Here is an 11,795-nt window from a genome sequence, read left to right on the forward strand (position 1 = left end):
GGGTTGCACTGGTGTTCGTGAAGGTGTGGGGGCGGCCCTAGGCACTGCCTTCTGGGATTGGCAGGGGTGCGGGCCCCGGCATGCGCTCGGCTGGGGGGCGGCCGGCCGCCGTCCGCCGACTGACGCTCATGACGGCCGACGTGCCGGGTCTCGACACACAACGGTCACGTCTTCTTCACCGCCATTTATACATGTCCATGTCACGCTCAGGTTGTCGACTCAATCAACCCGCGTAGATCGGCCCCCACATGCCCGTGACGCACATGCACCGCTGGAAGGCCCCGGCACTGGCCGTTTCGGCTCTGCTCGTCGGCCTCGCCCTGCCCACGGCGACCGCCTCCCCGGCGAGCGCGACGACGACCTCGTACGACAGCACGTACTACAAGAACGCCGTCGGCAAGACGGGCGCGAGCCTCAAGTCCTCGCTGCACACCATCATCAGCAGCCAGAGCAAGATCTCGTACTCGGCGGTCTGGGACGCGCTGAAGGTCACCGACCAGGACCCGAACAACAGCAGCAACGTGATCCTGCTCTACAGCGGCGTCTCCCGCGCGAAGTCCCTCAGCGGCGGCAGCACCGGCGACTGGAACCGCGAGCACGTGTGGGCCAAGTCGCACGGCGACTTCGGCGAGGTGACCGGTCCCGGCACCGACCTGCACCACCTGCGCCCCGCGGACGTACAGGTCAACAGTGTCCGTGGGAACAAGGACTTCGACGACGGCGGCAGCGCGGTCAGCGGCGGGGGCGGCAGCCTCACCGACTCGGACTCCTTCGAGCCGCGCGACGCGGACAAGGGCGACGTGGCCCGCATGATCCTCTACATGGCGGTCCGCTACGACGGGGGCGACGGCTTCGCCGACCTGGAGCCCAACGAGAAGGTCAACAACGGCAGCAACCCGTACATCGGCAGACTGTCGGTCCTCAAGCAGTGGAACGACGAGGACCCGCCGAGCGCCTTCGAGGAGAAGCGCAACCAGGTCATCTACGACACCTACCAGCACAACCGCAACCCGTTCATCGACCACCCGGAGTGGGTCGACGCGATCTGGTAGACGCACGACAGCGGTGAACCCGCCCCCGCACGGGGGAGGTTCACCGCTGCCCGGCGTCCGGCGCGGCCGGTCAGCCCAGGTGGGTCGGCGCGAACATCCGCAGGACCGCGGGGAGGACGACCACCGAGGGACCGGGCGTCGCCAGCGCCTTCGCCAGGTCCGTCTCCAGGGTCTCGGGGCTCGTGCGCACGCCCGGCACCCCGAAGGACTCGGCCAGCGCCACGTAGTCCGGGCGGGTCAGTTCCGTCGCCGTGGCCTGGCCGAAGGCGTCGGTCATGTACTCGCGGAGGATGCCGTAGCCGCCGTCGTCCACGATCAGCCAGGTGACCGGCAGGTCGTACTGACGAGCCGTGGCCAGTTCGGCGATCGAGTACAGGGCGCCGCCGTCGCCGGAGACCGCGAGGACGGGCCGGGTCGGGTCGGCCGCCGCCGCGCCGAGGGCGGCCGGGAAGCCGTAGCCGAGGCCGCCGGCGCCCTGGGCGGAGTGCATGGTGTTGGTGCCGCGCGGGTCGAAGGCGGACCAGGCCCAGTAGGCGAGGATCGTCATGTCCCAGAAGGACGGCGAGCCGGCCGGGAGCGCCCGGCGCACGGACGCCAGCACATCCTGCTCCAGCGCGAGTTCCTGCCCGGCGATCCGGTCGGCGATCCGGCCGAGCACGTCCCGCACCCGCTCCGGCGCCGTGACGTCGGTCCGCTCGGACACCGTCTCCAGCAGCGCTTGGAGCGCGAGGCGGGCGTCCGCGTGGATGCCCAGCGCCGGATGGTTGGACTCCAGCTTGCCGAGGTCGGCCTCGATCTGGATGACCCGGCCGCGCGGCTTGAACGTGTGGTAGTTCGAGGAGAGTTCGCCGAGCCCCGACCCGACCACCAGCAGGACGTCCGCGTCCTCCAGCAGGTCGGTCATGTGCCGGTCCTCCAGCCAGGACTGGAGGGACAGCGGGTGCTCCCACGGGAAGGCGCCCTTGCCGCCGAAGGTGGTCACCACGGGCGCGTCCAGCTTCTCCGCCAGCTGCCGCAGCTTGCCCGAGGCGTCGGACCGGACGACTCCCCCGCCGGCGATGATCACGGGACGAACGGCACGGGACAGCAGGTCCGCCGCCACCGCCGTGAGTTCGATGCGCGGGACGAGTTCCTCCGGAGTCGCGTCCGGGGCCGTCACCACCGGCAGCGAGGTCTCCGCCAGCAGCACGTCCTGCGGGATCTCCACCCACACCGGCCCGTGCGGAGCGGTCAGCGCGGACCGCCAGGCCTCCGCGACGGCCGACGGGATCTGCGACTGCGAGCGCACCGTGTGCACCGACTTCACCACTCCCCGGAACGAGGCCGACTGGTCCGGGAGTTCATGCAGATAACCGTGCCGGCCACCGCCGAGCCCCGCCGTGGGGATCTGGCTGCTGATCGCCAGGACCGGCGCCGACGCCGACGCCGCCTCCTGCAGCGCGGCCAGCGAGGTCAGCGCGCCCGGCCCGGTGGAGAGCAGCAGCGGCGCCGCCTCCCCGGTGATCCGGCCGTACGCGTCCGCCGCGAAGCCCGCGTTGTTCTCCACCCGCAGGCCGACGTAGCGCAGCGAGGAGCGACGCAGCGCGTCGAACATGCCGAGCGCGTGCTGGCCGGGCAGGCCGAAGACGGTCGTCGCGCCGAGCCCGGCCAGCGTCTCCACGACCAGGTCGCCGCCGTTGCGCCCCGGCGGGGGATTCAGGGCCGCCTCCGTCTGCGCCTCGGTCGGGCGGAGTTCCAGGTCGTGGTCGTGCGTCACGTCGCTTACGCGTCCTTCCGGGCCGCCGCGATCTGACGGCTCATGATGGTGGTGAGTTCGTACGCCGTGTGCGAGGCCGCCACCGAGGTGATCTCGGCGTGGTCGTACGCCGGGGCGACCTCGACCACGTCCGCCGAGACCAGGTTGCACGAGGCGAGCCCGCGCAGGATCTCCAGCAGCTCGCGGGAGGTCATGCCGCCCGCCTCGGGGGTGCCGGTGCCGGGGGCGTGCGCCGGGTCGAGGCAGTCGATGTCGATGGAGATGTACAGCGGGCGGTCCCCGATGCGCTGGCGGAGCTGGTCGGCGACCTCGTCCGCGCCCCGGCGGTAGACGTCGGCCGAGGTGACGATGCCGAAGCCCATCTTCTCGTCGTCGGTCAGGTCCTGCTTGCCGTACAGCGGGCCGCGCGTGCCGACGTGGGACAGCGCCTCGGTGTCGAGGATGCCCTCCTCCACCGCGCGGCGGAACGGCGTGCCGTGGGTGTACTCGGCGCCGAAGTACGTGTCCCAGGTGTCGAGGTGCGCGTCGAAGTGCAGCAGTGCGACCGGGCCGTGCTTCTTGGCGACGCTTCGCAGCAACGGCAGCGCGATGGTGTGGTCGCCGCCCAGGGTCATCAGGCGGGCGCCGGTGCCCAGGAGGTCGTCGGCGGCGGCCTCGATGGTGTCGACGGCCTCGTTGATGTTGAACGGGTTCACCGCGATGTCGCCGCCGTCCGCGACCTGCGCGAGGGCGAACGGGGAGGCGTCCTGCGCGGGGTTGTACGGGCGCAGCAGCCGGGACGCCTCGCGGATGGCGTTGCCGCCGAAGCGGGCGCCCGGCCGGTACGAGACGCCGGAGTCGAACGGCACGCCGACCACGGCGACGTCCGCGCGGCCGACCTCGTCCAGCCGGGGCAGCCGGGCGAAGGTCGCGGGGCCCGCGTAGCGCGGGACGCGGGAGGAGTCGACGGGCCCGCGGGGCGTCTCGGAGCTGCTCATCGTGAAATGCCTTCTTCCTTGCGCTTAGTCGCGCATGTACTGCTTTCCGTACGACTCTACTGGTGAGCCGGGACCGGTTCGGACGGGAGTTCGGGGGACTTGCCGGCGAGGCGCTCGCGCCAGACGGCGAGGACGCGTTCGTCGGTGGGCCGGGTGGCCAGGGAGACCACCAGGTAGGCGGCGAGGGAGGCGAGCAGGCCGTAGTAGACGGGCTCGTTGGCGAGGATGCCGTAGCCCGCCATGAGGCCGATCACCGCGAGGCCGCCGACGATCACGGCGGCGAGCGCGCCCTGCACGGTGCCGCGCTTCCACAGCAGCCCGCCGAGGATCGGCACCAGCAGCCCGCCGACGAGCAGGTTGTACGCGACGGTCAGGGCCTCGACCACGTTGTTCAGCGCGATGGCGGTGCCGATCACGGCGATGCCCATGATCAGGATGAAGACGCGGTTGCCCTTCACCTCGTCGTGCTCCTCGCCGCCGGGGCGGACGATGCCCCGCAGCCGGGACCAGATGTCGTTGTTGGCGACGGTCGCGCAGGCGATCAGGGCGCCGGAGGAGGTGGACATCACGGCGGCGAGGGCGGCGGCCAGCACCAGACCCCGGACGCCGATGGGGAGTTCGTCCTTGACGATGGTGGCGAAGGCGTCGTCCGGGCTCGCCAGCTTGGGGTAGAGCACCTTGGCCGCGGTGCCGATCACCGAGCCGGCCACCGCGTAGACCAGGCAGTACGTGCCGGACGCGGTGCCGCCCCACTTGGCGGTGCGGTCGTCGCGGGCGGTGAACACGCGCTGCCAGATGTCCTGGCCGATCAGCATGCCGAAGGTGTAGATCAGCACGTAGGTGAAGATCGTCTCGCCGCCGATGCCCAGCGGGTCGAAGTACGAGGTCGGCAGCTTGGCCTTCATCCCCGAGAAGCCGCCCGCCTTGACCACGGCGATGGGCAGCAGCAGGAGCAGCACGCCGATGGTCTTCACCACGAACTGCACCATGTCGGTGAGCGTGATCGACCACATGCCGCCGAGGGTGGAGTAGGCCACGACGATCGATCCGCCGAGGACGATCGCCAGGGTGCGGTTCATGTCGAACAGCACGTCGAAGATGGTGGCGTAGGCGATGGTCGAGGTGACCGCCAGCATCAGGGTGTACGCCCACATGACCACGCCGGAGATGACCCCGGCCCGGCCGCCGTAGCGCAGGTCCAGCATCTCGGAGACGGTGTAGACCTTCAGCCGGGCGATGCGGGCCGAGAAGAACACCGACAGGGCGAGCAGGCCGAGGCCGATGGTGAAGACCATCCAGGCGCCCGAGAGGCCGTACTTGTAGCCGAGACCGACCCCGCCGATGGTGGACGCGCCGCCGAGCACGATGGCGGCCATGGTGCCGGAGTACATGGCCGGGCCCAGTCTGCGGCCGGCCACCAGGAACTCGCTCTTGGACTTGGCGCGGCGCATGCCCCACCAGCCCATGGCCAGCATCCCGGCAAGATAGACGACGATCACTGTGTAGTCGACGGCCATGGGCTGGGGCCCTCCTTCGCGCGCTTGTCCGGTGGCGTGTCGTGCGGTGGCGTGGGGGTGTCGACGGCAGCGGTTCGCGGGGACATCCGCCCGTACCCGTGGCTGCCGTTCCGCCTAGACGATAGGTGGCCGGAAAGCGACTGCGAAGTGTACGTTTCATCCATATGAACGGGGTGGACAGGAGGATGTGCACACCATGTCGGAGCCGACCGCCCCATCCGTCCCGCCGACCCCGCCCGTGCCGCTCTCCGCGCTGCTGGCCCGCGAGGACCTGGGCCTGCGCCAGATCGCCGGTCCCACGGCCCCGGACACCGTGATCCACTGGGCGCACACCTCGGAGATGGCCGACCCGTACCCGTATCTGCTGGGCGGCGAGCTGCTGCTCACGGCCGGAGTGCATGTGCCGGAGGCGGCGGGGGCCGATGGGGGCGCCCCCCGCTCGAGCGAAGTCGAGAGCTCGGGGGACTACTTCGAGGACTACGTGTCCCGGATCGTCGCGGCGGGCGGCGCGGCCCTCGGCTTCGGGCTGGCCCCGGTGCACGACACGGTGCCGCGCGCGCTGGTCGCCGCCTGTGAGGCGTACGGGCTGCCGCTGCTGGAGGTGCCGCCCCGGACCACGTTCTCCGGGGTGGCCCGCGCGGTGTGGCAGCTGATGGCTCAGGCCCGCCTCGCCGAGCTGCGCCGGGTCACGGAGGCCCAGCAGAGCCTCGCGGCCGCCGCCTCCCGCCCCGACCCGGTTCCCTCCGTCCTGCGCCAGCTCGCCCAGCGCCTTGCCGCGCACGCCCTCCTGTACGCCCCCGACGGCACGGCGATCGCGAGCGCGGGCCGCGCGCCGGTACCGGGGACGCAGGAGGCGTTGCGGAAGCTGACGGCGGTGGTACGGCCGGACACCGGCCCGGAGAACACCCCCAGGGACGCCCCCGCCTCCGCCACCGACTCCCTCGGCGACACCCAGCTCGCCGCCTACGCCCTGGGCGGCAGCAGCGGGTTCGTGCTCGGCGTGGCCACCCGGCGGCGTGAGCCGGCCGACCACACCATCGCCTCCGTCGCCGCCGTACTGCTCTCCCTGCTGACCGGCGAGCACCAGAGCGGGGCGGGCGCGGCCCGTTCCTCGGCGCTGGTGCGACTGCTGCTGGGCGCGGCCCCGGCGGAGGTGGCCGGGCTGCTGGGGAGTGGCGGGCGGTGGCTGGTGGTGCACGCCCGCCCGGAGAACGGCATCCCCGACCCCGTCGGCGCGGCCGCCCTCGGCGCGGCGCTCGGCTCACCCCTGATCGACCTGGGCCGGGACGTCGTACGCGTCCTCGTGCCCGCCGGGCGGGAGCCGGCCGCGCAGCCCGGCTGGACTCTGGGCGTCGGCGCGCCGGCCGAGCCCGACGGCTGGCCGTCGGCCGACGCTCAGGCCGCCCGCGCGCTGGCCCGCGCCCGCGCCACCCGCGCCCCGCTGGTCCGGCACGGCGCCCGGCCGGGGCTGAGTGAGCTGGTGCCCCGCCCGGACGCGGAGGAGCACGCGCGGGCCCTCCTCGCCCCGCTCGCGGCGGGCCCGGCGCTCACCGAGACCCTGCGCACCTGGCTCTCCCTCCACGGGAGTTGGGACCGTACGGCGGTCGCGCTGGACGTGCACCGCAACACCGTCCGCCAGCGCATCACCCGCTGCGCCGCCCTCCTCGACACGGACCTGGACGATCCGGACGTCCGCATGGAGCTGTGGTTCGCCCTGCGCCACCACTGATCCACCACGGTCCCCCGGAAGAGGGGCGTCCCGGAGACGGCGGATCGTTCGCTGCCCCACAATGGGGGGCATGCCGATATCCGGGACGCCCAGCCGTGCTCAGCTCGTCGACCATCTGGTGAGAACGCGGATCGCGGGGGACGTGGCGACACCTCGCGAGAACAACCTCTCCCACTACCGCAGGCTGGCCAACGGCGACCGGCATTTCTGGCTCGGCCTGGAGCTGGGCGACCGCTGGACCGACGAGCAGGACGTGCTCGCAGTGATGGCCGAGCGGGTCGGTGTGAACGACGACGCCGAGCACCGGTACGGCCAGGACACCATCGACCCGGAGCTGACCGTCGCCGCGCTGGAGCGGCTCGCACTGCGGCTGCGCAAGGCGGCCGAGGACAGTCAGCGGGTGCTGTTCGCCACCGGGCATCCGGGCGGTCTGCTGGACGTGCACCGGGCCACCGCCGCCGCGCTGCGCGCCGCCGGCTGCGAGATCGTCGTCATCCCGGAGCGGCTGCAGACCGACGAGGGGTACGTCATGCAGTTCGCCGACGTGGCCGTCCTGGAACACGGCGCGACCCTCTGGCACACCCACTCCGGGGAGCCGATGCGCGCGATCCTCACCGGACTCGAGCGCGAGGGCCGCGAGCTGCCGGACCTCGTCGTGGCCGACCACGGCTGGGCCGGGTACGCGGCGCAGCACGGCGTCGACGCGGCCGGGTACGCCGACTGCAACGACCCGGCGCTGTTCCTCGCCGAGGCGGAGGGCACCCTCCAGGTGGCGGTCCCGCTGGACGACCACGTGGTCAGCCCCCGCCACTACGACCCGATGACGGCGTACCTGCTCGACCAGGCCGGACTCGTCTGATCCTCCCCGACGCGGGAGTGCGACCCCCTCGGGGGCCGCACGTCTCGCTCAGATCGCGGTGTTGTCGTCAGTGACCGCCACCACCGTGACCGCCACCGCCGTGGCCGCCGCCGCCATGGCCGCCGCCGCCGTGGCCGCCGCCACCGTGACCGCCGCCGTAGCCACCGCCGTGACCGCCGCCGTAGCCGCCGCCATGGCCGCCGCCGTAACCACCGTGGCCGTAGCCGCCGTGGCCGCCGTAGCCGCCGTGGCCGTAGCCGCCGTGGCCGCCGTAGCCGCCGTGGCCGTAGCCACCCCAGTAGTTGTCGTAGTCACCCCAGTTGTTCCAGTTGTTGTGACGACCCCAACCCCAGTCGTCATCGTTCCACCAGCCGCGGTCGTTGTTGTAGCCGTTGTGGTGACCGCCCCGGTAGTCCCTGTCGTAGGAGCTGTGATTGCCGTTCTGGGTCGCCGAAGCGGTGCCCGCGGCGCCCACCGCTGCTCCGCCGGCCAGCAGAAGGCCGGTGGCGGACAGGGCGACAAGACGCCTCGCGCGCGTTGATCGCATGAGAAATTACCTTCCATCTCCATCGTCTCTCGCGCTCCCGATCTGGGTGCGAGGTGGATGGCCGTCACCGCGAAGAGGAAGATGCGGCACGGTCTTCAGGTGTCACCGCAGTGCGCTGAACGGCACGGTCGTGCTCCGTCGACGCCTTGCAGACCACCCGTACGCATCTGCGCCGTCAGGTGCTGCGGCTGAGGTCCGTAAAGCCGGGAACCTCGTCACCGGGCATGCCGTGTGCTGCGGCTTTCACTCATGAAGCCTAGTCCCGGATGCGTCGCGCGTCCTGTTGAGCGGTCTACTGAGTGACGGGTTGTCCCGGACGCCCGGCGCACGGCGCGGGCCCCCTCGCAAGCGAGGGCGCCGGGGCGGGCAACCCCGGCGCCGGACAAGGGAGATGACCCCTCAGCGCGGTACGCGGACCACGCCCTCCTGGACGACGGAGATGGCGAGTTCTCCGTCGCGCGTGTAGATCCGGGCCTGGCCCAGGCCCCGGCCGCCGTGCGCGGAGGGTGACTCCTGGTCGTACAGGAGCCACTCGTCGGCGCGGAAGGGGCGGTGGAACCACATCGCGTGGTCCAGGGAGGCCCCGACCACGTCCCCGACGGCCCAGCCGCCGCGCCCGTGGGCGAGCAGCACCGAGTCGAGCAGGGTCATGTCGGAGACGTAGGTGGCGAGGACGACGTGCAGCAGGGGGTCGTCGTCCAGCTTGCCGTTGGCGCGGAACCAGACCTGGCTGTGCGGCTCGCGCGGGGCGCCGAACTCCCCGTACGGCGGCTCGTCCACGTACCGCAGGTCGATCGCCTGGCGGGCCTCCAGGAAGCGCTCGACGACCTCGGGGTCGAGGTGGGCGTAGCCGCGCAGGCGCTCCTGGGACGTCGGCAGGGTGGCCGGGTCGGGCGCCTGGGGCATGGGGGCCTGGTGGTCGAGGCCGTCCTCGTACGCCTGGAAGGAGGCGGAGAGGTGGAAGATCGGCTTGCCGTGCTGGACGGCGACCACGCGGCGGGTGGTGAAGGAGCGGCCGTCGCGGATGCGGTCGACGCTGTAGACGATCGGCGCGCCGGGGTCGCCGGTGCGCAGGAAGTACGCGTGCAGCGAGTGTGCGGCGCGGTCGGCGGGGACCGTACGCCCCGCCGCGACCAGCGCCTGCGCGGCGACCTGGCCGCCGAAGACACGGGGGACGACGGCGGAGCGGGACTGCCCGCGGTAGATGTCCTCCTCGATCCGCTCGAGGTCGAGCAGATCGAGGAGGTCCTGAAGTGCCTGGCTCATGTCGTGTGGTTGTACCGGCCAGTCATTGCGGGGGCCTTACAGGCCCATGTCCTTGGCGATGATCGACTTCATGATCTCGCTGGTGCCGCCGTAGATGCGGTTGACCCGGTTGTCCGCGTACAGGCGGGCGATGGGGTACTCGTTCATGTAGCCGTAGCCGCCGTGGAGCTGGAGGCAGCGGTCGATCACGCGGTGGGCGACCTCGGTGCAGAACAGCTTGGCGGAGGCGGCCTCGGCGGGCGTCAGCTCGCCTGCGTCCAGCGCCTCGGTGGCGCGGTCGGCGACGGCCTCGGCGGCGTCCACCTCGGCCTGGCAGGCGGCCAGCTCGAACTTGGTGTTCTGGAAGTGGGCGACCGGCTTGCCGAAGACCGTGCGGTCCTGGACGTACTGCTTGGCGAAGCGGACGGCGGCCTTGGCCTGGGCGTAGGCGCCGAAGGCGATGCCCCAGCGCTCGGAGGCCAGGTTGTGGCCGAGGTAGTAGAAGCCCTTGTTCTCCTCGCCGAGCAGGTCCTCGACGGGGACCTTGACGTCCACGAAGGCGAGTTCGGCGGTGTCGGAGGTCTTCAGGCCGAGCTTGTCCAGCTTGCGGCCGACGGAGTAGCCCTCGGACTTGGTGTCCACGGCGAAGAGGGAGATGCCGAACCGGCGGTCGTCCTCCTTCGGGGCGGAGGTACGGGCGCAGACGATGACCTTGTCGGCGTGCACACCGCCGGTGATGAAGGTCTTGGCGCCGTTGAGGACGTAGTGGGTGCCGTCCTCGGAGAGCTTCGCGGTGGTCTTCATGCCCGCGAGGTCCGAGCCGGTGCCGGGCTCGGTCATCGCGATGGCCCACATCTCCTCGCCGGTGACGAACTTCGGCAGGAAACGCTTCTTCTGCTCGTCCGTGGCCAGCATCTTGATGTAGGGCAGGGCGAGCAGCACGTGCACGCCGGAGCCGCCGAACTGGACGCCCGCGCGGGAGGTCTCCTCGTAGAGGACCGCCTCGAACTTGTGGCTGTCCATCCCCGCGCCACCGAACTCCTCGGGCACGTTGATGCCGAAGATGCCCAGCTCGCCGAGCTTGTAGTAGAAGTCGCGCGGAGCCTGACCGGCGGCGAACCACTCGTCGTAGACCGGCACGACCTCGGACTCGATGAAGTCCCGGAGAGTCTCCCGGAACGCCTCGTGATCCTCGTTGAACACCGTACGGCGCACGCCGCCACCTCCACGTACCTCGGCATGACACAGGGCATGTCTAAGCGCTTGCTCAACCGAAGGTACCGGCGAGTACGTTCACCGTCCAGGGTGAGCTTCCCCACCCTCGACGGCGGTCAGTTGCCGGTCTTGCCGTACCGCTTGAAGTCGGCGGTGTCGATCAGCCAGGGACCGAAGGGGACGGTGTCGCCGAAGATGTACGCGTCCTTGCGGGCGTAGCGGCCCTTGCAGGGGTCGGAGTGGGCTTCGATCGTGCCGGTGCGCGGGTCGACGATCAGGTAGTGGGCGATGCCCATGGCGGGGTAGTCGGCCAGCTTCTCGACATAGCCGTTGTGGGGATTGGAGGGCGACACGACCTCGACCACCCCCAGCACCTGCGTCGCATCGACGGCGATGCCTTCTTCGTCGAGCACGGCCTCCGGGATGACGACCGCGTCGGGGAGACGCATGCGTCCGATCGCGGGGTGTTCGATCTCGGGTCCGCTCGCGCAGATGTAGCCGGGATGCGTGCGGAGAAGCTGTTCATCCAACTGCTTGCAGATACGGCGAACCGTGCCCTCATGACGCTTCGACGGGCACATCATGGCCAGTATCGGGCCGGACGGACCGATCTCCACGCTCCAGGCTCCTTCGAGCTGCTCGGCGTAGGCGCCGAGCTCCTCGGCGATCGCGCGCATCTTCGCGTAGTCCATGAGGTCAGCGTACTGAGACGCCTCCCGCTGCGAGCCCGTTCAAGACCCCGCTGCCGCGAACGCCCCGCGCGCCATCCGGTGCAGCAGTGTCGCTGTCACCGCTCTGCCCGGCAGGGTGCCGGAGCGGCCCAGGTGGGGGGTGGAGTTGAGGAGGCCGAAGACGGAGTGGACGGCGGAGCGGGCGGCGGGTTCGGTGAGGGTGGGGT

Annotated in this window: 10 protein-coding genes and 1 pseudogene; 3 read left to right on the top strand and 8 right to left on the bottom strand. The window is 71.3% G+C overall.

Going from position 1 to position 11,795, the window contains the following annotated elements; all coding sequences use genetic code 11:
* Nucleotides 1–248: 248 nt before the first annotated feature.
* Nucleotides 249–1,052 (top strand): endonuclease I family protein, encoded by an 804-nt coding sequence (locus tag CCN33_RS04375; RefSeq protein ID WP_086691288.1) that lies wholly within the window; start codon nucleotides 249–251, stop codon nucleotides 1,050–1,052.
* A gap of 70 nt (nucleotides 1,053–1,122) precedes the next feature.
* Here the strand turns inward: CCN33_RS04375 and CCN33_RS04380 are convergent, their stop codons facing one another.
* The 3 genes from CCN33_RS04380 to CCN33_RS04390 are packed head-to-tail and all read right to left on the bottom strand — an operon-like array spanning nucleotide 1,123 to nucleotide 5,302.
* The gene (locus CCN33_RS04380) at nucleotides 1,123–2,808 is read right to left on the bottom strand and encodes a thiamine pyrophosphate-binding protein (RefSeq protein WP_086691291.1); all 1,686 of its coding nucleotides are present in this window, start codon (nucleotides 2,806–2,808) and stop codon (nucleotides 1,123–1,125) included.
* A gap of 5 nt (nucleotides 2,809–2,813) precedes the next feature.
* Nucleotides 2,814–3,785, bottom strand: a complete 972-nt coding sequence (speB, locus tag CCN33_RS04385) for an agmatinase (RefSeq protein ID WP_086691293.1) — start codon at nucleotides 3,783–3,785, stop codon at nucleotides 2,814–2,816.
* 56 nt (nucleotides 3,786–3,841) lie between these two features.
* Nucleotides 3,842–5,302, bottom strand: coding sequence for a sodium:solute symporter family protein (locus tag CCN33_RS04390; RefSeq protein WP_086691294.1), 1,461 nt, complete (start codon nucleotides 5,300–5,302; stop codon nucleotides 3,842–3,844).
* 196 nt (nucleotides 5,303–5,498) lie between these two features.
* Between CCN33_RS04390 and CCN33_RS04395 the strand changes: the two genes are divergently transcribed.
* The gene (locus tag CCN33_RS04395; protein WP_086691306.1) at nucleotides 5,499–7,031 is read left to right on the top strand and encodes a PucR family transcriptional regulator; all 1,533 of its coding nucleotides are present in this window, start codon (nucleotides 5,499–5,501) and stop codon (nucleotides 7,029–7,031) included.
* Between the two features lie 70 nt (nucleotides 7,032–7,101).
* Nucleotides 7,102–7,890, top strand: coding sequence for a phosphatase (locus CCN33_RS04400; RefSeq protein WP_086691296.1), 789 nt, complete (start codon nucleotides 7,102–7,104; stop codon nucleotides 7,888–7,890).
* A 67-nt stretch (nucleotides 7,891–7,957) separates the two neighbouring features.
* Here CCN33_RS04400 and CCN33_RS33490 read toward each other — a convergent pair whose 3' ends face one another.
* From CCN33_RS33490 to CCN33_RS32770, 5 genes and pseudogenes are all read right to left on the bottom strand, one after another.
* Nucleotides 7,958–8,437 carry a hypothetical protein gene (locus CCN33_RS33490; RefSeq protein ID WP_279628144.1) on the bottom strand — a complete coding sequence of 160 codons (480 nt, stop codon included), beginning with the start codon at nucleotides 8,435–8,437 and terminating at the stop codon, nucleotides 7,958–7,960.
* Between the two features lie 399 nt (nucleotides 8,438–8,836).
* Nucleotides 8,837–9,703, bottom strand: coding sequence for an acyl-CoA thioesterase II (gene tesB / locus CCN33_RS04410; RefSeq protein WP_086691300.1), 867 nt, complete (start codon nucleotides 9,701–9,703; stop codon nucleotides 8,837–8,839).
* A 36-nt stretch (nucleotides 9,704–9,739) separates the two neighbouring features.
* Entirely contained in the window at nucleotides 9,740–10,897 is a 1,158-nt protein-coding gene (locus tag CCN33_RS04415) for an acyl-CoA dehydrogenase family protein (RefSeq protein ID WP_086691302.1), read from the bottom strand.
* A gap of 116 nt (nucleotides 10,898–11,013) precedes the next feature.
* The gene (locus tag CCN33_RS04420) at nucleotides 11,014–11,589 is read right to left on the bottom strand and encodes a Uma2 family endonuclease (RefSeq protein ID WP_086691304.1); all 576 of its coding nucleotides are present in this window, start codon (nucleotides 11,587–11,589) and stop codon (nucleotides 11,014–11,016) included.
* 39 nt (nucleotides 11,590–11,628) lie between these two features.
* A pseudogene (locus CCN33_RS32770) lies at nucleotides 11,629–11,795 on the bottom strand (TetR/AcrR family transcriptional regulator); the annotation flags it as partial.

The organism is Streptomyces recifensis, from assembly GCF_002154615.1.
Lineage (GTDB): Bacteria > Actinomycetota > Actinomycetes > Streptomycetales > Streptomycetaceae > Streptomyces > Streptomyces griseoluteus.